Here is a 20,150-nt window from a genome sequence, read left to right on the forward strand (position 1 = left end):
CAGTGGAGACGGGTGCGATCAGTACTGCGTCGCCAGCCAGGCCGCCCTGCTGACATGAAATCATTGATGAAATCGGCCTGGCTGGGGCGCTGATGCACAGCGCTGCGACACGTCGCTGCTGCACGGGTGTTGCGCTCAATGGGTTTCCACATCTTTCGGAGGCAAGCCACCTACTATTGGAGACGTCGGACAGCTGCCGTTCTTGTCAATTGCCTGGTTCGCCCGCATGTTTTTCTAAGCCTGAAAACCACGAGCCGCGCCACCGCCCGTCGCTTGGCGGTCCAGCTCGATCTCGTCCTGGAAGACGCCGCGATGCTCGCAGACGCCGCTGAAATTCATCTGTCACGGTCTCAAATCGACGCCATGCTCCATGCCGTCGTCGATGCGCATCTGGTCAAATTGGAACGGGTGGCGCTGGCCGACAAAAGTGGGCCGGGGTTCGATCTGGAACGGTCGAAGCGCGACGACAAGAGGGCATTCTGGACCTACACGTTGCTGGACGCCCAGGGCGTTACCGCCGTCGTCAGAGACGAGGATCGCTTGCGGATGTCCGCGGACGGTCTCTCCGAAGCCGACATCGAGGCGGTCATTGACCATCTGGCCCTGCTGCGCATCAATGAAATGATCCCGACCAAGCACCACATCCTGCAGCGGATGCTGCAAGCCGTGGCGGCGCGGCCGACTGCGATGAACATTGATGTCGCGCAAGGGACGTACCTGCGCGGGATAGCGTTGGCATTGGCCGAGATCGATCGCCGCTACGGGGGAGTACGGGTCGAGGATCAAGGTTTGGTGGATCGCATGATGGCGGCCCGAAACGATCCACCAAAGGCGCCTTGGGCGGCCGCAGCTCCGGTGGTGGATCGTCTCGCCGACCCTCTTTCCGAGGATCGTGCCTCGACTGTTCCTCAATTTGTTCCTTTCGGCGATTTCACGCAATTTGCGGAGAGCGTCATCGCGCAGAACTCCAATGACAGTCATTGGGACGAAAAGACCCAGAGGCAGGCGAAAAGCATCTCGAACCTGTTCGTCAAGTTCATCGTGCAGGATCAGCGCATTCTTGACGTGAACTTGCTGCTCCAGAAGCATGTCGGTGCATTTGTCGACTTCCTGCGCCATGACATCTATGTCCATTACGGCAAGTCGGTGCGCGACGAGAGGGCGACCATTCAGGAGCTTCGCGACAAAGGAAAGTCGGTCGCAGAGGAAAAGCGCGGCATCGGGGCAGATACGCTGAACCGACATCTGACGTTCCTTGATCAAATATTCGGCCACGGTAGTGCGCGCGGCATCAAAAGCTTCGATTCGATCAATCTGAAAAAACTTCGTGGCAAAGCGCAAAAGAAGGACGCAAAACGTGCCCGCAATGCCAGAGCCAAATTGCCGATTGAGAGTGCACGAGCGATTTTTCGCACGCCACCGTTCACCAATTGCGCCGGCTGGGACGATCTCGACGCGCCGGGTGAAGCAGGCGCGAGCCAGATATTTCACTGCGCGTTGTATTTCGTTCCGATCCTGATCTACTACTTGGGTGCTCGGCGAGAGGAGCTGTGCGGCGCAATGGTGGACGACGTTATTCTTGATCGTGAGGAATGCCGTCCGTACATCTACATCGCGGCCAACGACCAGCGACGCATCAAGAATGTCCAGTCCGAACGACACTTGCCCCTTCATCCTGAGTTGGTCCGATTGGGCTTCCTCGATTACGTCAGGACGATCAAGGCGCTTGGCTATAAGTTGCTGTTCCCCGATTTATTTTCTCCCAGCAGCCGCTCTCCGCTGGGAAATCGTTTTTACAAGCAATTCAGACCGATCCTCACGTCAGCCGGTATCACGGAAGAGGGGTTGGGCGCTCACGCCGTGCGGCACCTCTTCAACGCTCAGCTAAAGAAGAAGATGTTGACGGAAGAGGATCGCGCAGACCTGATGGGGCACGGTGGCAACAGCGAAACGAGCGAACGCTACTGCGAAGCCCATGAGCTCGATACGCTATTCGAGTTCATCATGAAGCTTCCCGTGATCACCGATCATCTCGAGCATCAGGCCATAAATCTGATGCCGTGGATTGTGAGAAAAGAGGTTGCGCCGTTTTCGCAGCCATCACGTTCAAAGCCCCCGCACCATCTTGCTCGCGCCACACAATGACCAATCCATAAAATCGATTCGTGGGACGGGGCGCCTTGACCGACACACTTAAACAAAAACCGGCCTCCACCGAGCTGACAGGCGGTGCGGGCTTCACCTACGAAGACACGGTCGTCGCCTATTACCTCGCGCATCTGCTTCGGCACGAGCGCGCGGCAGGCCAGCCTGGCATTGTGATCAGCGTCGCGGTTCAGCAGCAGGGCCACGGCCATCCCATGGATGATGTGATAGTCGGTCTCGACGACGCGGGGGTAACCGCGCTCCCAGCGGATAATAGTCGGGCTGCGATTGCCGAACGGGGAGTATGCACACCTAGCGCGATGGGACCCCAGATCAATCTTCGTCATTGTCCAGTAACGAAGCCGACAAGCCTCTATCCCACTTCGGAGCCAGCTCCACACGGTGGGAGAGCCAGCCGGTCCCGGCGTTCGTAGCGACGCCGTGGTAAGCGGCCGGGCGGCTAAAATCCTGCGGCCGTCGTGACGAGGCTCATCAGCTCGTGTGCCCCTTCCATCCGAACGGCACTAGCCGGCCGCAGATCCGGTCGCACGGATACTGTCTCATCGCAGGCTGCTCGGCGGCAACGTCCGAGCATCACGGTCGACGGCCCGTCCATACTCCGCCAACAGCCGCGCGACTTCTGCACCGCCGATCCTGCCTTTCACAAGGAGGACTTCCGACACCGCCTGCAGCGCGTCCTGGTGTTTCCGGAGAAGAGTGTGGCAGGCCTCCGACGCCTTTGTCAGAACCTCGTTGGCCGCGAGCCGCACCTCCGAGTATGCCAGCAGTTCCTCGGTGCGCTCGCGCGACGCCAAGTAGAGCAGGGGGCGAGACCCGGCCAATCCGAACGACCCAACCATCGCGGCGGCGGCCGATCCGGCCACTTCGAGGTCGGATCCGGGCCCGCCACCAGCGCCATGACTAGCCTGTGATAGCAGCAAGGCTTCTGCAGTTCGTCCGGCCAGAAGAACCTGCAAACGGCGGAAGTAGTCGTCGTAGGTCCCTGCCACTTCGGCACGCTCGGTCCTCGTTACCCTGCCGCCAGTACCTTGTGAGGGCGTGATGGTCGCATGAATGCCGGCAGCCCCGTTGAAGAGCACGTCGAGCAAGATGTGTCCGGCTTCGTGGACGGCAGCACGGCGGCGAAGCAGCTCCGGCCTGTCATCGGCGCCCTTGACGACGCCGCTTAGGTCGCCCAGTGAAAGCGGCCGGCCGCCGTCGTTGCGCGCCACGCGGCGGGCATCGGCCACGATGCGCTCGACGTCGGCCCCAACGCCGCCAAGTGACAGTTCACAGATCTCGGTCAGGTCGGCGTTTTCAAGATCGCCGCCGAGCCTCACGCGAAACATTTTCTCGAGGTCGGAGAGGCCGGGAAGGCCGATCTCGATCACGGGGTTCAGACGGCCGGCGCGCACCAAGGCGGGGTCGCAGCGACGGATGTCATTGCAGGCGGCGATGAAAACGAGGCCTTCCTTTTCGCCCAGACCATCGATGAGCTCGAGCATCGCATTGACCACCTCAATTTGATAGTCCGCATGCGAGTGCGTCAACTTTCCACGATTGGGAAAAGAATCAAATTCGTCGATGAAGAGAATGCAGCCTCCGTGTGTAGCTGCAAGGTTCCTCGCTTTTTCGAAGTCCTGTCTCATAGCTCTCAGAAGGTGCCCTAAGTGTCCCTCCCCCGAGGCTTGCCAACCTGACAGGCTGGCTGTGACGATAGGCAACTTCGCCGCTTGGGAGAAGACCAGGGCGAATGTGGTCTTCCCCGTCCCGGCCGGGCCGTTCAGCGCCGCGGACGTGGTCGCCAGACTCCAGGAAATTTCGTTTCGCCTCCATGCCGCGATGTCGGCGATGGCCGCGTGCGCCCAGGTAACGGCGGCGTCCATGCCGTGCAGCTGGTCGAGCCGCAGGTCGCGCGACTTGCGCGGCGCTGTTTTTCCGGCGGCCAGATCGGTCAAGCGTAGCAGGCAGTCGGCCGGCTTGCGGTCGAAGCGGACGGCAATCGCCAGTTCGCTCAATCCGGTGTGCGCGACGGTCGCCGCGTCGGGAGTCCTTCGGCACTTCGTCGCCGTGACCACTTCGATCGTCCGGACGATCGCAGTCGCGTCAAGCGAGGGAATCGCGATCCTGTCGGTGGCGGCGAGCAGAAGCTCGGCCGGGAGATGGGCTTCGGCGCGCGGCGAGAAGGCGAACACCGGCACGGCGATGGACAGGGCGTCCAACGCCGTCCGTCGCATGTCGTCGGCATCTTTCGGCTTCGCAGGCATCTTGGCGACGACGAAAACGGCATCGTATTGACCGTGACGAAGCGTTCCGCCCCCGCTGAACTTCGCGCAGATCGCGGCCGGCGGGAGGACTACGTCCTTCCACACCCGCTCGATTCGCCCGAGCACGTCGGGATCGGGCACGTCGATGATCACGACCGGCGCTGCGGTCCGGATGGCGCCCGCGAGCCCGTCCCGGCGATCAATCTGCCTGGCAAGGAGGAGCCGGACCGCGATGTCGACCGCCGTCACTGCTTCGATCTTGTCGTTCTTGCCGGCGTCAAAGCTGTCGTCGTCGTCCTCATGTGAACGCCGTCGCAGCGCTGCCAGCCCGTTGAATCCCTTCACCGGCGGAGCGGCGACCGGAGCATCGAGCTGCTCGCCTCGCAGCGCCTTCGCAGTGGCCATGTTCTTGCGATAGGCCCGGGAAGCATCGACCGCGCGGCGGTGGACCTCGGCTTCGACGGGTCCCATGACCGGGCACGTGCCGACTAAGTCCATCGCGGCGGTCTGTTCGGCCGGGGCACCACGCGACCCGCCGCCGCGCGCGGCCTTGCCCTTATTCTTCTTCGTCTTCGGTTGCTTGTTATTCACGGGGACAGTCCTGTCTGATGGCGGTCGCTAGGGCGGATGCACCTGCGGATCCCGGGCTATGGCGAAGGGCTTCGTGGGTCGGGGCATCGGTCTTTCCATGGTGGTGGTGGTGGTTGTGGTAGTCATGTCGGTGGTGACGGCCCGCTAGGGTGGATGCACTTGGAACGTGAGGAGTATGGCGAGGCGGTTCGTGGGCTCAGTCATCGGCGATCTCCATGACGAAGGCGGGGTGGAGGCTAGTGCTATCGCGCGGGTAGCTCGGGCATGGCCGCGGTGCTGTAGAACTGGGCATGGAGACCAGACATGACCTGGACCCTCACGTCAGATTCTCACCGTCGCCGTGGCTGCGCCTGAGGCGCTCGTCGAGCTCCGGCCAGGCGTCGCGGAAATTGTGCGCGAGCCACGACGTGGCGAAGCGGCGGCGGTCTACGCGGTCGATCGGCATCCGCCTGATGAGATTGGAGAGTACCAGCGCGGCGCCGGAGCTTCCGCGCAGCACGTTGTGCAGAAGCACCGTCATCGTGAGGTCGGTACGGATCGTGATCTGGTCCGGGATGTCCATGTTGAGCGCCAAATTGATGGCGCTGGCCGGGTCTCCAGCGATCGCGAGGCGCCAGATCTCCATGGTGGACGAGGTGCGGCGCATGCACTCGTTGACGGCGGCGCGGTGATCCCGATGGAAGCGGTGTGCAGGCACGGAGCGCCACAACAGATGAGCGTGTTCCCAGTCAGACGGCTTCTCGCCGAGAAAGTGCGCATCGATCGAACGCGGTTTGGACATCTCCAGAGCGCGGGCGATGCCGCGGTGTAGCGCGACAATCAGGATGAGAATCCCGCGACAATCAGGATGAGAATGCGCCGCTGCTGGGGTGACGAAGGGAGGGCGTAGCCCGACCGGAGGCACCCCAGCAGCGGCGTGTCGGCCCGAAGGGGCCTCATTGGCGGTAACGGCGGCTGGTAAAGCATCGGCTTCTCCTTCGAGAGGACCAGTGCTTTGGCCGGCCGGCATGTCACCGATCAACAAATGAGGCTTTTCATGAGCTTGCGTCGCAACCATTCGCCAGCCGTCGCCGCTGCAAAGGCTGGTTTCAGCACCTCCGCCGCCTACCGATACGAGAAGGATCCCCGACTTCCGACCCAGAAGAAGGCGCGCCGCGCACGCCGTCGAGCCGATCCATTTGCCGATCTTTGGGAGAACGACATCCTCCCGATGCTGAACGCCGCCCCAGGCTTACGGCCGATCGCCGTGTTCGAGGAACTATGCCGCCGACATCCGGAGCTGGGTTCTGGAACGCGGCGGACGCTCGAGCGGCGCATTCGGGCATGGCGGGCGGTGAACGGGCCGGATCGGGAGGTGATCTTCCGTCAGGAACATCCGCCGGGTCGCATGGGGTTGTCGGACTTCACCGAGGTCGCCGATCTCGGCGTCACCATTGCGGGCCAGTTGCTGGACTGCCGGCTCTATCACTTCCGGCTGCCTTTCTCCGGCTTCGAACACGCCCACGTCGTGCTCGGTGGCGAAAGCTTTGTCGCGCTGGCGGAAGGCTTGCAGAACGCGCTGTGGTCGCTGGGCGGGGTTCCGGAGCAGCACCGCAGCGACAGCCTGTCGGCCGCGTTCCGCAATCTCGGAGCCGATGCCAAGGAGGATTTGACGACGCGCTATGAGGCGTTCTGCGGCCATTACGGCATGACGCCGACCCGCAACAATCCCGGCGTATCGCATGAGAACGGCTCGATCGAAAGTGCGCATGGCCATCTCAAGAGAGCGCTGGCCGATGCCCTGCTGCTGCGTGCCTCACGCGACTTCGACGATCTTGCGGCCTGGCGGGGTTTTGTCGACGAGATCGTTGGCCGCGGCAACGCGCGCAATGCCAAGCGTATCGATCAGGAGCGGACGGCGCTGAAGAAACTGCCGGTGCGCAAGACCGCCGATTATGAGGAGGTCAACGTCGACGTCACGACCTCCAGCGCCTTCACGTTGCGCAAGGTGTTTTACTCGGTCCCATCCCGCCTGATCGGTCACCGGCTGCGCGTACGTCTTTATGACGACCGGCTCGAATGCTTCCAGGGCGCCACGCACATCATCACCTTGCGACGCGGGCGAACCCAGCCCAACGGCAAACACGGCCACGTCATCGACTATCGCCATGTCATCCATTCGCTGCGCCGCAAACCGATGGCGCTGCTCAATCTGGTCTATCGCGACCAGTTGTTCCCCCGCCGCGTCTACGCCCGTGCGTTCGACGCCTTGCTCGCCGGCATTGGCGAAAGACCAGCCTGCCGTGCCATGGTCGGGCTTCTGGCGCTCGCACATGAACGGGCCTGCGAGGCGGAGCTCGGTGCCGTGCTGCAAGCCACGCTCGACGACGGCATCCTGCCGGATCTCAAGGCGCTGATCGAACGCTTCCGACCGAAGGGCATGGCACTACCGGTCGTCGTCGTCACGCTGCCCTCGCTCGCTATCTACGACCAGATTGCCGCGGCTGTGGGAGAAGCCGCATGAACGCGACCGTCAAGATCGACGCCGCCCGTGTCGAATTGCTGCTCAGCGAACTGCGTCTGCCCGGCATCAAGCTGATCTGGGCCGCCCTGGCGGAAACCGCCGATAAGGAAGGCTGGCCCGCCGCCCGCTTCCTGGCGGCCCTGGCTGAACAGGAGATGGTGGAGCGAAACCGTCGTCGCTTCGAGCGTCATCTGGATGAAGCCCGCCTGCCGCCGGGCAAGACCCTCGCTGCATTCGACTTCGATGCCGTGCCGATGATCTCAAAGGCGCAGGTGCAGGCTCTCGCCGCCGGTGACGCCTGGCTCGACAAGGGCGCCAATCTGTTGTGTTTTGGTCCCCCTGGCGGCGGCAAATCGCATCTGGCAGCGGCGCTCGGCATGGCCCTGATCGAAAACGGTTGGCGCGTGTTGTTCACCAGAACCACCGATCTCGTGCAAAAGCTCCAGATCGCGCGCCGCGATCTCACGCTTGAAGCGGCGATCGCCAAACTCGACAAATATCACCTGCTGATCCTCGACGATCTGGCCTATGTGACCAAGGATCAAGCGGAGACCAGCGTTCTGTTCGAGTTGATCAGCGCTCGCTACGAACGCCGCTCGATGCTGATCACCGCCAATCAGCCATTCGGTGAATGGGGAAAAATCTTCCCGGATCAAGCTATGACCCTCGCGGCGATCGACCGCCTCGTCCATCACGCCACGATCCTCGAAATGAATGTCGACAGCTATCGCCGGAAAGAGGCTCTCGACAAGGCTCGTGGAGCCGGACGACCGCCAACGCGCGCGACAATCAAAGCGTCATCCTGATTGTCGCTCCACGACAATCAACTCTACAGCACGCGATTATCGCTTGCGTTATCGTCAGGCCGCGACAATCATCCCCACGCCGCGACCGCTAAATTGCCATCCTGATTGTCGCGCTTCCCATCCAGATTGACGCGCTACACCGCGGGCGGGTTTCGCTTTTTTCTCGTCGGTACGCATGGTCATAGCTCTCCGTTCGCGCCGAAGGGCGCGCTGTGTCCGTTCCAGGCCGTATTGTTCAGTTTGGTTGGTGGAGGGAGCGCTTACTCAGAAGCGCTCCCCGTGCCTCGCCAAGCCGGGCCAATGCCCTGCCTCGCCGGGCCACGCCCCGCCGAGCTGCAAATTTCTATTCCTTGCGTTCTTCGGCGAGATATGTGCCGAAGGTCGGTCTCCAGTCCCCGAGACCTTTCGTGAAGCCCGCCGTCATGAAGGTGTCGAGAACCTCGGCGCGGTTCAGGAGCGTCGGGAGCAAGAGCACGTCGAACTCGACGGCCCAGGTATCGAAGCGGGCGCGCGTCCGAATCGTGCGGGCGCGTCCCACCCGTACCGTCGTCCGGAACACGAAGCGGTCGTCGCAGCCGAGTTCGTCGAGGTCACGCGGACCTTCGTATTCCAGGAAGGCCGGCCGTTCGATCTGGATGCCTGCCGAGGCCTCTTGCCCCTTGTTGCTGGCCCTCGCGGCCAACTGGAACGTCTTCAGGAGAGCTTCCGCCGGAATGCACGGGCGGCCTTCGTACAGCCACAAGCCGCCGTGCCATTCGATCCGCGAAATCTCAAGATGATCGGCGGTGGTCTTGCTGCGCTTGGACGTGATCTTCGTGAGCCGCGCTCGGATCGGGTCGAGCGGATCGGCTAGGCGGGAGGAGTGCATCAGAAGCGGGCGGGTGACGGTCAGACGCATGTGGACCTTCTCGGCGTTCATCACGCCACCTCCATGCGCGTCGGATCGACCAGCGGAGCGTCGATGCGGATCGGCCTCACATCGGCACGCAGCGGCTCGAGCAGCGCGTAGTGGCGGGCTCGCAAGAACGACGTCACTTCGCGGTGGCAGGCGGAGCACAGCGTCGTCAGGTCACCGTCACGCTCGCACCCGAGACGGTCGTAGACGCGGTGATGCGATTCCAGTGTGGCACCTTCGTCGGCCTTCGCTGGGCAGAGGCGGCACTCGAACCGCGCAGCCTGGAATTCACGGAGCCGGGCGGGATTGGTCCGCCAAGCGTTGCTCTGGATGTACTCGCGGTAGGTCATGTTGGTCCCTTTCGTCGAGAATCAACATGCCCTCTCGTAGGCGGGCAGTCAATTTAATCTTCTCAAAATGGGAAGTATAATTTTTGCTAACCTTAACGTTTCGCTTTAGAACGGACACATGAACGAACCTTCGATACCGCCAGACACCTTCATTTCGGCAGCCATGATCCGCGCTGCGCGGGGGCTGTTGAACCTCTCCCAGACCGCTCTCGGCGAGTGTCTGTTGCCCAAGTTGTCCCGACGTACGATTTCCAAGATCGAAACCGATGCACCCGGACGCCCGGATGAGCGGCGGCGAAACGTACTCAAGGCAATCCGGGAAGCGCTTGAAGGCAAGGGGATCGAGTTTCTATTCGGCGATGCCGACTTCGTCGTAGGCGTCAGGCTTCGCCGCGGGTTCAATTAACGTACGCCGTCACGGGAGTGACTTCGATCTGGCGGCAGCCTAGTTACAGCCACGTCGAGGAAGTTTGACGCCGTTGCGGCCGCGCGGTCGGCTCTTTCCCGGGAACTGCCAGACCTCACGATGCAGGCCGATGTGCGTCCTTAGCGACCTATATTATCGCGGGGCGCCGTCGCGATGGTCGGGACGGTGTTCCGCCGCCGTGACCAGCGATGCCTGCAGGATCGCCAGAGAAGGAGTCACGCTGATTACCGACGCTTCCAATGCCAGCAGGCCGGCGACGTCGTCTTTGCGACGCCGACTTATTCGGCGTCTGGTTGCCGCTGCTACGTGCGACATGCAGCATTCTTTCGCCAAATCGCCGATGAAATAATGGGCCGGTTTGATCACCGATGGCCAGCCGGTCTCCGATCGGCCGGTTATGGCGCAAAGCGGCCGTTGCCAACTTGCAATGGTCTTACGCGGCGGCCTCACAACCAGCTTGGAGCAGGTCCACCACCGGCGGCGACCGAAACGGAGGCGCCGCGGGGGCCGATGCCCGGGCCTTCGCGCTGAAGATTGGTGCAATAGGCGAAGGACATGTTGCGGTCGCGGTCGCACCAGGCGAAAGCGCCACCGGTGCCGGTGTGGCCAAACGCTTTCGGATTAGACCCCATTGGCGCCGTCTCCGGCTCATTGTGCATGAAGCCGTACCCCATGCGCAGCCGCCGCCGCGTCATGATACAATCGTTGTCCCAGACCAGTTGCGACGCGCGCTCGACGGCCTCGGCCGAGAGCAGCCGGACGCCATCGATTTCGCCGTCGCCGGCCAGCATGGCATAGACCCGAGCGATGGCGCGTGCATTGCCGTGGCCGCCGAACGAAGGCATTTCAATCTCGCGCAGCTCGCGGATGTTTTGAAAGTAGCCTTTCGGCCCCGATCTGAACGCGCGCGACAGCGGGGTGGTGGGATCTCCGGCAATCTGGAAGAAGCCGTTCTTCGGGTTCTCGTGCATATCGGAGACGCGCGCTATTTCGTCAGGTTGCAGGCCGATCTGATAATCAACGCCGAGTGGGCGTGTGACCTCCTCGCGCCAGAACTTGCCGATGCTTTTGCCCGTGGTGCGGCGGACCAGCTCACCGAGCAGGAATCCGATATTGACGGAGTTATAGGCGCCGCCGGTGCCGGGCTGCCATGCCGGCTCCTGCACCTCCAGCGCCTTGACATGGGCATTCCAGTCGAACCAGGAACCTGCGGGCGCAGCGTCGGAAAAGATCACGCCGTCGGTGTGCGACAGCACATGACGCACCAGCACGGCTTCCTTTCCAGCTTGCGCGAATTCCGGCCAGTAGTTGGCAACCGGTTCATCGAAGCCGATCACGCCCCGGTCAATCAGCATATGGACGCAAAGCGCCGACATGCTCTTCGACACGGAGTTCATGATCACGATCGTATCCTTGTCCCACGGCAGCTGCTTCTGCCGGTCGACGTAGCCGCCCCACAGGTCGACGACCTTTTCGCCATCCTTGTAGACGCAGACCGACGAGCCGATCTCGCCGCGGTGCTCGAAATTGTCTTCGAAGGCGCGGCGCACCGCTGCGAAGTCGGGATTGCACGTCCCTTCAATTCGAATTTGATCAGACATCAGGCGCCTCGCTCGTTCTGGAGATCAGTTGCCGCTGGTGGCGAGCTTCTCGCTCGCGACCACGTCTTTCCAGCGGGCAAACTCGGCTTTCACCAACACATTCGCGGCCTCCGACGAAAGCTGGTCGTCGGGAAAGGCCTCCACACCGTTCTGGGTATAGATGGCCTTCACCTTCGGATCGGCCAGCGTTTCGCGCAGCGCGCGATTGAGGCGCTCAACGATCGGCTTCGGCGTGCCGGCTGGCGCGAACAATGCCTGCCAGAACTGGATTTCGAGCTTCGGATAGCCGGCTTCGCCGAAGGTCGGAACGTCCGGCTGCGGAGGATGGCGGCGCGGTGCGCCGAAGCCGAACGCCCGGATCTTGCCGGCCTCGATCAGAGGAGCCGCTGTCGACGGGGCGGCCCAGACCAGGTCGGCATGTCCGCCGACAATGTCGTTCATCGCCTGGCCGCCGCCGCGATAGCTGATGAGCGTTGCGTCGGCGCCGGCCGCCTTCGAAAACAGCACGGCCTGCAAATGCGCCACGCTGCCGATCCCCGGATGCGCGAATTTCACTGGCTTGCCCGGCCCCTTCATCCACGTCACGAGCTCGCTGACGGTCTTGGCCGGGATGTCCGGGCGGCCGACGAGGAACGAGTACGACACGTTGACCATACCGATCGCCGTGAGATCCTTCAGCACGTCGATCGATGCGCTGGGGTTGAGCAGTGCCGATATCAACAGGCCGTTCTGGTTGATCAGCAATGTGTAGCCATCAGGTGCAGCGCGGGCGGCGCGTGTGGTTCCCGCAAGACCGCCGGCCCCTGCGACATTTTCGATGACGATGGTCTGGCCAAGCGACTGCGACAGGCGATCGCTGATCGACCGAATGGCAATGTCGCTCGGCCCGCCTGCTGCATAAGGCGAGATCACGGTGATCGGGCGCGTCGGATAATCCTGCGCCGGAGCTGATCCCGCGCCAAGCATCAGCGTAAGCCCCAACACGCCGGTCATCCAACCCGATCGTTTGCGCATTTCGTTTCCTCTCGTTTTTCAGTCGCGGCGCCAGCGCTGTTTTGTTTTCTGCTGCACTGCATCACGCATGTGCGAACTTGCGTTCACGCTGCAGTGCAGTTGCACCGCTAGCATGTTTCAGATTCATTCCGCCGATACTTTTTTGAGATCGATTGCTTTCAATAATTGTATTGGATTGGCGTCGAGCCGTGCTCCTAGTGTCGAGGCAATGAGCTCACCGGCCGCCGGACTTCACGCCATGCTTCAGCGTATCGCTGTTCCATCTAAGCGGCCGATCGCGACATGCCATCGGCGCTCAAATAGTTGAAAGAAGCACGCTGTGACCCTTCATTTGCGAGCCAAAGGATCCACCATGCCGACGACCGGGACCAAGCCTTCGGCCCGTCCGATGATCCGCATCGATCATGTCGACAAGGTATTCACTACGGTCGCGAACGAACGGATCACGGCGCTTAGCGATATCTCGATGGACGTTGCCGAGGGTGAGTTCATCACCATCGTAGGGCCGTCCGGCTGCGGCAAGAGCACGCTGTTGAAGATCATGGCCGGACTGCAACCGGCGACGTCAGGTGCGGTCGAAATCGACGGCTCGCCGGTCACATCGCCTCGCCGCGATATCGGCGTCATGTTCCAGAACCCCATCCTGTTTCCGTGGCGCAGTGTAATCCAGAACGTCATGCTGCCGGCGGAAGTGCAGGGGATGGACATGACGGCCGCGCGCGTGCGGGCGAAGATGCTGCTGGAAATGGTCGGCCTGGCCGAATTCGAGAATAAATATCCCAAGGAACTGTCGGGCGGCATGCAGCAGCGCGCCGCCATTAGTCGAGCGCTGCTGAACGATCCACGCACCCTGTTGATGGACGAACCATTCGGCGCACTCGACGCGATGACGCGCGAGCAGATGAATCTCGAACTGCAGCGAATCTGGGGCGAGAGTCGCAAGACCGTCGTGCTCATCACGCATTCGATTGCGGAGGCCGTCTTCCTCGCCGATCGCGTGCTCGTGCTGAGCGCGCGTCCAGGCCGCATCGCGCGGATCATCGATGTCCACATTCCACGGCCTCGCGCCATGGCCGTTCTCAGCGATCCGGAATTCGGCCGGATCTGCGGCGACATCCGCCAACTGCTTTACGGCCTTGAAGGCGGTGTCGATCTGTCCGCCACGACGGGAGGACTCTCATGACCGCCACCGACTTGCCGACCCACGTCGTCACCCCGGTCAGGCTCGTCTCCCGCGCGAAGATGATGGCCGCCCAGCGCCCCGAATTAATCATTGCGCCGGTATCACTGGTGCTGCTGCTGCTTGGCTGGGAGTGGAGCGTCAATGCCTTCGACGTGCCGAGCTACATTCTGCCGCCGCCAAGCCAGATCTGGACCGCGCTGGTGCGGGGCCTGAATTATGGCCTGAACGATCGCGGCGGATATTGGCTGCACGCACGGGTGACGCTGACGCAGGTGCTGCTCGGGTTCTTCTTCGGCAGCGGCGCCGGGCTGTTGCTTGGCACCATCATCAGCCAGTTCCGGTTGCTCGAGGCGACGCTGCGCGTTTATCTGATCGCGATCCAAAGCCTACCAAAGATCGCCTTGGCGCCGATTGTGGTGATGTGGTTCGGCTTTGGCGTGACGTCGAAGGTTGTGATCATCGCCCTGCTGACTTTCTTTCCGCTACTGGTCACTAGCCTCGCCGGTTTCCGCGCCGTCGACCGCGAGCGGCTTGAGCTGATGAGGGCCCTCGGCGCCGGCTCATGGATGATTTTCTGGAAAGTTCGCGTGCCGTCCGCGCTTCCGTTTATTTTCGCCGGCCTGGAGATGGCATCGGTGTTTTCCATCGTCGGCGCCGTGGTCGGCGAGTTCGTCGGGGCTCAGCAGGGCTTGGGCACGCTGATCCTGTCGATGACGGCGCAGATGGACATGTCGGGTACCTTCTCGGTTTTCATCATTCTGTCGCTGATCGGCATCGGCATGCATGCCGGTCTGCGCGCGATCCAGAAGCGCGTGCTGTTCTGGTCGGAGACCGAAGCCACGGACGTCACGCCGGGCGCGTGACGTCGGGAAAATCAACAAGAAAACAATCTAGGGAATGTCCATGCTGCAAAACGATCCGGCCTTTCTGTTCTTTCCCGAGAGTTATCGGTGGTCGACCGGGCTGTTGCTCTGTCTCGGTGGCGCGCCATGGGGTGGCGCGGAGATCAACGAAGTCCATCGCGTCGGCACGGCCCTGCGCGACAAGGTTGGCGACGACCAGGCCTGGTTCGACGAATGGACCAGGATGGGCGAGAAGGTCGAGGCGCGCGGCCGGGCGGCCATGGCGCGCGGAAAGACCGTCACAGCCATCTCTTGCCTGCTGCGTGCCAGCCATTATTACCAGACCGGCGAGCGTTTCCTGCATCCGAAGTCGGAGCGCGGCTCCAAGATTTATCATCGGTCGGTGCAGGCTTTTCGCGACGCGGCCGGCATGATGACGCGTCCACGGATCGAATTCGTCGAGGTGCCCTATGAAGGCAAGTCGCTGCCCGCGATCCTGGTTCATCCGGATCAGGACGTGGCCCGGGGCAAGCCGGCACCGGCGATGGTGTTCTTCGACGGCTTCGACGTCACCAAGGAGTTGCAGTATTTCTTCGGCGTTGCCGATCTCGCGGCGCAAGGCGTCGGCTGTCTGATCGTCGATGGCCCCGGCAACGGCGAGAGCGTGCGTTTCCGTGACCTGCCGCTGATTGCCGAAACCGAACGTTACGGGACGGCGGCCTACGAGTATCTGGCCGCCCGGCCGGAATTCGATGCCAAGCGGATCGGCGTGATGGCGATCAGCCTGGGTGGCTATTACGCGCCGCGCGCAGCCTCGCTGGAACCGCGCTACGCCGCGTGCATCGCCTGGGGCGCGCAGTGGGATTATCACGACACCTGGAAGCGCCGGTTCGAACTGCTCGACTCCGGCAAGCTGCCGTCGCTGTCGGTGCCGCCGGAGCATCTCGCCTGGGTGATGGGCACGCAGACGCGCGACGAGGCGATGCAGAAGCTGGAAGGCTTCAAGCTCGACGGCATCGTTCAGAAGATGCGGTGCCCATTCCTGATGCTGCACGGTGCGCACGACCAGCAAATCCCGCTCGAGCTGGCTCAGAAATGCTTCGACGCCGTGGGGTCGGAAAACAAGACCATGATGGTGTTCAAAGCCGAGGAGGGCGGCCACCATCATTGCCAGGTCGATGATCTCTCGCTGGGCGTCTACTCCATGTGGGACTGGGTCACCGACGTGCTCAGGCCGGGCACCTGAACATGACCGCCGACGCGATCTTTCCGCGCTTCAGCGACGCCGAGTACCGCCGTCGCTATGCGGCGGTGCGAGCGGAGATGGCGAAGCGCGGCATCGATGCAGTGATCGCCGCGGGCGACTCGGCGTTCCGGTTTTCGAACCACGCCAACGTACAATGGCTGACCAATTGGCTCGATCCCTATGCCGCTTATGCGGTAATCACGCTGGAGCAGGATCCCATCCTGGTGATTTCCAATCCGCTGTACCTGCACACGGCGCGGCGGGCCTCGGTCGCGACGGAGATCCACGGCGTCTATACGCCCGGCAAGACGATGGGCGAGCGCCTGACTGAACTTGGTCTCGGGAGCGGTACGATTGGCCTAGCCGGCGTCCGTAACGTTGGACGAGCGTCGATGGCATTCGAGCATCAACGCGATCTGACGGCTGCGATGCCGAACGCCCTCTTCGTCGACGCGCTGGACGTCATGCAGGAGGCGCGGCGGATCAAGAGCGCGGAGGAGATCGGCTGGTTCGAGAAAGGTGCGGAGTATACCGATCGAGCAGTAATGGCCATTGACGGCAGCCTGCGCGAGGACATGCCGGAGTTCGAGCTCTCGGCGCGCATCCAGGAATCGTTCCTCGACGATGGCGGCTCGCTGATGTTTCATTTTCTCGGCGCAACGCCGATGACGGCGCCCGAGCTGATCTTTCCCTGGCAGTACCCCTCGACGCGCCGGACCCGCGCCGGCGATGTTCTCCTGACCGAGATCAGCGTCGGCCATTGGGGATATGCCGGGCAGGTGCAGCGCGCCTATACCGTGAACGCGGCCCCGACTGCCGCCTTCCAGCGCCTGCATGACACCGCCGTCGAGTGCTATCAGCGCATATTCGAGGCTTTGAAGCCGGGAGCATCGGAACGCGACATTCTGGACGCGGCGCGCTTCGTTGAGCGACAGGGCTACAAGACGCTCGACGTCCTGATCCACGGCTGGGGTATCACCATTGAGCCGCCGCGCGCTGATCTGTCCTGCGCCATGATCAAGCGCGAGTGCCTGCCGTTCACCGTCGAGGAAGGCATGCTGTTCGTCATCCAGCCGCATATCGTCTCAGGTGACGAGACCTGCGGCGTCCAGGTCGGCAATCTCGTTTGCGTCGACGGCGACGGAGCGCGGTCGCTGCAGAAGGCGCCCATGGATTTTTTCAGATCGCGAAGCGCATCCTAGAAGAAACACAAAAGCTGCCGGAGGATTCCATGCTGACGAGACGTGCTTTTACCGCTTCACTGGCTTCGGTCGGTGTTACCATGTTGTCGGTTCATCAGAGCCGCGGTCAGAGTCTGCCGACCATCCGCCTCGGCAATGCCGCCGGAATCGTCGACCCCCAGCTCATCTTCATGACGATGGGCCAGCACCCCAAGATCGACTATTACAAACAGGAAGGCTGCGCGCTCGACATCATCAACATGAGCGGCTCGGGCCAGACCATGCAGGCGATCATCGCTGGCCATGTGGAGACCTCGTCGCTCGCTCCGATCGCTTATCTTCCGGTTTTTGCCAAAAATCCCAATGTGGACGTGGTCTACGTCTATGCCTGGCTGCGTTCGCCGCATTGGGGCGTTGCCGTCAAGCCGGACAGTGCGATCAAATCTCTGCAGGACCTCAAGGGCAAGAATATCGGTATCCGCAACAAGGGCGATACCGGCTATTTCGGCGCCGTCGGCATGCTGAAGGAAATCGGCATCGACCCCGACAAGGACGTCGAGTGGATCTCGGTCGATCAGGGCGGCCCGGCCGGCGATGCGCTGTATCGCGGTCGCGTCGACGCCATGGCGTTCTGGGACGGCGGTTTCGCGCGCATGGAGACCGCGGGCTTCAAGCTCCGTTATCTGCCGAACTCGCCGGGAATGCAGCAGTTGTTCGGGCAGGCCTATTGCGTCCGCCGCTCGGACTTCAAGAAGAATCGTGACGTCTATGTTCGCTTCTTTCGCGCCATGGCGAAGTCGACGGTGTTCGCTTATGCCGACACCGATCTGGCCATCAAGCTGCACTGGGACCTCTATCCGGAGACCAAGCCCAAGGGTAAGACCGACCAGGAAGCGATGGCCGAGGCACGTGTGGTGGTGAACAGCCGCCGCGAAAAGTGGATGCCGGCGCCGTGGCAGGCCGACAAACGCTTCGGAGCGATGAATGCCGACGAGTGGCGAGCCCAACTCAAGTTTCTCGGACTCGAAGGCACGGTCCCCAGCGTCGATCCGATCTTCACCGCCGACATCCTCGACGACGTCAACAATTTCGACCGCGACAAGGTGCTGGCGCTGGTCAAGACGCTGAGCAGTTGATGACAATGCCGCTGTTTCTCGACGAGGCTGCCATCGCGCCATTGATCGACATGGCCGACGCCGTCGATTGTCTGGAACAGGCGTTCAAACGCTGGCGCGATCCGGGGGTCGTCAACATGGTCCGGTCCCGCGCGCGGCCGCCGCACGGCGTGCTCAATCTGATGGGCGCAGTCGACGGGCCTGCGGGGGTGTACGGCTACAAGTCGTATTTCGCCGCGGCGGCATCGGTGCGCTTCCACATCGCGCTGCATTCCGTGGCGGACGGCCGCCTGCTCGTCCTGATGGAATCCTCGCTGTTCAGCCAGGTTCGCACCGGCGCCGCCAGTGGACTCGCGACAAAACTCCTTGCGCGCCCGAACGCTTCCACGCTTGCACTGATCGGGACAGGACGTCAGGCGACGGCGCAGGCGGAAGCCGTCTGCGCCGTGCGGCCGATCAAAAGGGTCAACGTCAGTGGCCGCGATCCGGCGCGTGCTGCCGCCTTCGCCGAACGTCTTCGGCGACTGTTGCAGATCGACGTGGTCGTTGCCTCCGATGCACGCGCCGCCGTGGAAGATGCAGACGTTGTCGGCACGATCACTCGTTCCTCGACGCCGGTGATCGCGGCATCGTGGCTGAAGCCGGGTGCTCACGTGAACGCGGCCGGCGCCAACACGTCCGATCGTCGCGAGATCGATCCGGCGACGCTCAAGCGGGCGGCCGTCCTGGTGACCGACGATCGCGCGCAAGCCCGCGTTGAGGCTGCCGAACTGATGGATCTGCATGCAGCCGGCGAGATGTCCTGGAATGATGTGGTCGAGCTTGGCGACCTGCTGAGCAGCCCGGTTTGCTGGACACGCCGCTCCGCCGATGACGTCACCGTCTTCAAATCACTCGGCATCGCCTTCGAGGATGTCGCTTATGCCAACCACCTGTATCTGCGCGGCCTGGCTGCGGGCCTGTGGCGGGCGGAGGACTTCCGCACCACCTGACGGCGTTCGTCACGACGCGCGCCGGACGTGATGGTCGGCGCCGAACGCGCCCGACGCCAGCAGCTTGCGCATCTCCTGCTCGGTCAGGTCTATCATGCAGCGTACCGCCGGCGTGAGCGGCCGATCGTTTCGCCATGCCAGAACGCGGGTGAGACTCCACCCGTCGACCTGGCACAGCGAAACCGTATTCGTCACATGGCTCGGCGATACCGCACTGTAGGGAAGCAACGCATAGCCGAGTCCGGCCTGAACGAAGCTGTGCTGCAGCCGCATGCTTTCCGTCTCGGCCACGATCCTGAGCTGTCCGCCGTGCTGGTCGACGAAATTGTCGAGCCAGCCGCGCACCGTACTCGGCGGCGTGGTCAGCACCAGCGGCCGTCTGACCACGTCCTCCACGCTGCAGCTTGATCCCTCGGCGAACTCGCCCGGCGGGCCGACAAGATAGACCGCTTCGCCAACGAAGCTGTGCAGGTCGAAGTTGCGCACATCTGCCAGGCGCCCGTTCGGAAGGACGGCAAGGTCGATCTCGTTGCTGTTGAGCCAGTCGGCAAGATGGCCGACGCCTTCGTAGAAGCGTAGCCGCACGTCGGGATAAAGCGAAAGATAGAGTTTCGACAACCGGCAGAACAGCACGCTGGCAATCGACGGCGGTGCGCCGAAGGCGACTGTGCCGCGTGGGATCGTTCCCTCCGCCATCACGTCGGCGCGGGCCTGTTCGGTCTGCCGAAGAATGAAGCGCGCGCGTTCTAGCAGCAGGGCTCCGGCCGCAGTCGGCGTGATTCCGTCGCTGTGCCGATGGAATAACTCCACGCCGAGTTCGGTCTCCAGCATCTTGATTTGGCGGGTCAGCGCCGGCTGGGCGATCCGCAGGCAATCGGAGGCGCGACGATAGCTGCCGAGTTCGGCAATCTTCGAAAAATATTCGAGCTGCTTACTGTTCACGCGAGCATTTCCCCTGCGTGGCGAGTTGGTCCCGCCGATACCGTTTTTGT

Annotated in this window: 18 protein-coding genes; 10 read left to right on the plus strand and 8 right to left on the minus strand. The window is 62.6% G+C overall.

Going from position 1 to position 20,150, the window contains the following annotated elements:
- Positions 1 to 138: 138 nt before the first annotated feature.
- Positions 139 to 2,145 (plus strand): DUF6538 domain-containing protein, encoded by a 2,007-nt coding sequence (locus tag FNL56_RS07935; RefSeq protein WP_143581916.1) that lies wholly within the window; start codon positions 139 to 141, stop codon positions 2,143 to 2,145.
- Positions 2,146 to 2,705: 560 nt separating this feature from the next.
- Here FNL56_RS07935 and FNL56_RS07940 read toward each other — a convergent pair.
- On the minus strand, positions 2,706 to 5,003 hold the full coding sequence (locus FNL56_RS07940) for an AAA family ATPase (RefSeq protein WP_143572302.1): 2,298 nt from the start codon (positions 5,001 to 5,003) through the stop codon (positions 2,706 to 2,708).
- A gap of 316 nt (positions 5,004 to 5,319) precedes the next feature.
- Positions 5,320 to 6,060, minus strand: coding sequence for a hypothetical protein (locus FNL56_RS07945; RefSeq protein WP_168204647.1), 741 nt, complete (start codon positions 6,058 to 6,060; stop codon positions 5,320 to 5,322).
- Between FNL56_RS07945 and istA the strand changes: the two genes are divergently transcribed.
- Positions 5,998 to 7,506: an IS21 family transposase gene (gene istA, locus FNL56_RS07950; protein ID WP_143581918.1), complete on the plus strand. Its 1,509-nt coding sequence runs from the start codon at positions 5,998 to 6,000 to the stop codon at positions 7,504 to 7,506. The two genes, FNL56_RS07945 and istA, sit on opposite strands and share 63 nt — an antisense overlap.
- On the plus strand, positions 7,503 to 8,312 hold the full coding sequence (istB, locus tag FNL56_RS07955) for an IS21-like element helper ATPase IstB (RefSeq protein WP_143581761.1): 810 nt from the start codon (positions 7,503 to 7,505) through the stop codon (positions 8,310 to 8,312). Before istA ends, istB begins: the two co-directional genes overlap by 4 nt.
- A gap of 343 nt (positions 8,313 to 8,655) precedes the next feature.
- Here the strand turns inward: istB and FNL56_RS07960 are convergent, their stop codons facing one another.
- Together FNL56_RS07960 and FNL56_RS07965 are read right to left on the minus strand one after the other, a co-directional pair.
- Positions 8,656 to 9,231: a hypothetical protein gene (locus FNL56_RS07960; protein WP_143577679.1), complete on the minus strand. Its 576-nt coding sequence runs from the start codon at positions 9,229 to 9,231 to the stop codon at positions 8,656 to 8,658.
- The gene (locus tag FNL56_RS07965; protein ID WP_143572305.1) at positions 9,231 to 9,557 is read right to left on the minus strand and encodes a hypothetical protein; all 327 of its coding nucleotides are present in this window, start codon (positions 9,555 to 9,557) and stop codon (positions 9,231 to 9,233) included. The genes FNL56_RS07960 and FNL56_RS07965 overlap by 1 nt, the downstream gene beginning before the upstream one ends.
- A 118-nt stretch (positions 9,558 to 9,675) precedes the next feature.
- Here FNL56_RS07965 and FNL56_RS07970 point away from each other — a divergent pair, with 118 nt between their 5' ends.
- Positions 9,676 to 9,963, plus strand: coding sequence for a transcriptional regulator (locus FNL56_RS07970; RefSeq protein ID WP_143578844.1), 288 nt, complete (start codon positions 9,676 to 9,678; stop codon positions 9,961 to 9,963).
- Between the two features lie 153 nt (positions 9,964 to 10,116).
- On the opposite strand, the gene FNL56_RS07975 is transcribed toward FNL56_RS07970, so the two are convergent.
- The 3 genes from FNL56_RS07975 to FNL56_RS07985 all read right to left on the minus strand — a co-directional run bounded on the left by FNL56_RS07975 (position 10,117) and on the right by FNL56_RS07985 (position 12,599).
- The gene (locus tag FNL56_RS07975) at positions 10,117 to 10,350 is read right to left on the minus strand and encodes a hypothetical protein (protein WP_143572307.1); all 234 of its coding nucleotides are present in this window, start codon (positions 10,348 to 10,350) and stop codon (positions 10,117 to 10,119) included.
- A gap of 80 nt (positions 10,351 to 10,430) precedes the next feature.
- On the minus strand, positions 10,431 to 11,585 hold the full coding sequence (locus FNL56_RS07980; protein WP_143572308.1) for a serine hydrolase domain-containing protein: 1,155 nt from the start codon (positions 11,583 to 11,585) through the stop codon (positions 10,431 to 10,433).
- Between the two features lie 24 nt (positions 11,586 to 11,609).
- A complete protein-coding gene (locus FNL56_RS07985) occupies positions 11,610 to 12,599 on the minus strand; it encodes a Bug family tripartite tricarboxylate transporter substrate binding protein (RefSeq protein WP_143572309.1) in 990 nt (329 codons plus the stop codon).
- A gap of 388 nt (positions 12,600 to 12,987) precedes the next feature.
- On the opposite strand from FNL56_RS07985, the gene FNL56_RS07990 reads away from it, so the two are divergent.
- From FNL56_RS07990 to FNL56_RS08015, 6 genes are all read left to right on the plus strand, one after another.
- Entirely contained in the window at positions 12,988 to 13,782 is a 795-nt protein-coding gene (locus FNL56_RS07990; RefSeq protein ID WP_246660902.1) for an ABC transporter ATP-binding protein, read from the plus strand.
- Entirely contained in the window at positions 13,779 to 14,645 is an 867-nt protein-coding gene (locus tag FNL56_RS07995) for an ABC transporter permease (protein WP_143572311.1), read from the plus strand. The genes FNL56_RS07990 and FNL56_RS07995 overlap by 4 nt, the downstream gene beginning before the upstream one ends.
- Positions 14,646 to 14,685: 40 nt before the next feature.
- A complete protein-coding gene (locus FNL56_RS08000; protein ID WP_168202879.1) occupies positions 14,686 to 15,870 on the plus strand; it encodes an alpha/beta hydrolase family protein in 1,185 nt (394 codons plus the stop codon).
- Between the two features lie 2 nt (positions 15,871 to 15,872).
- Positions 15,873 to 17,072, plus strand: a complete 1,200-nt coding sequence (locus tag FNL56_RS08005) for a M24 family metallopeptidase (protein WP_143572313.1) — start codon at positions 15,873 to 15,875, stop codon at positions 17,070 to 17,072.
- Positions 17,073 to 17,152: 80 nt separating this feature from the next.
- The gene (locus FNL56_RS08010; RefSeq protein ID WP_168202880.1) at positions 17,153 to 18,187 is read left to right on the plus strand and encodes an ABC transporter substrate-binding protein; all 1,035 of its coding nucleotides are present in this window, start codon (positions 17,153 to 17,155) and stop codon (positions 18,185 to 18,187) included.
- The gene (locus tag FNL56_RS08015; RefSeq protein WP_143572315.1) at positions 18,187 to 19,158 is read left to right on the plus strand and encodes an ornithine cyclodeaminase family protein; all 972 of its coding nucleotides are present in this window, start codon (positions 18,187 to 18,189) and stop codon (positions 19,156 to 19,158) included. The genes FNL56_RS08010 and FNL56_RS08015 overlap by 1 nt, the downstream gene beginning before the upstream one ends.
- A 9-nt stretch (positions 19,159 to 19,167) precedes the next feature.
- Here the strand turns inward: FNL56_RS08015 and FNL56_RS08020 are convergent, their stop codons facing one another.
- Positions 19,168 to 20,100 carry a LysR family transcriptional regulator gene (locus FNL56_RS08020; protein WP_143572316.1) on the minus strand — a complete coding sequence of 311 codons (933 nt, stop codon included), beginning with the start codon at positions 20,098 to 20,100 and terminating at the stop codon, positions 19,168 to 19,170.
- Positions 20,101 to 20,150: the final 50 nt, after the last annotated feature.

The sequence above is a fragment of the Tardiphaga sp. vice304 genome (assembly GCF_007018905.1).
Taxonomy (GTDB): Bacteria; Pseudomonadota; Alphaproteobacteria; order Rhizobiales; family Xanthobacteraceae; genus Tardiphaga.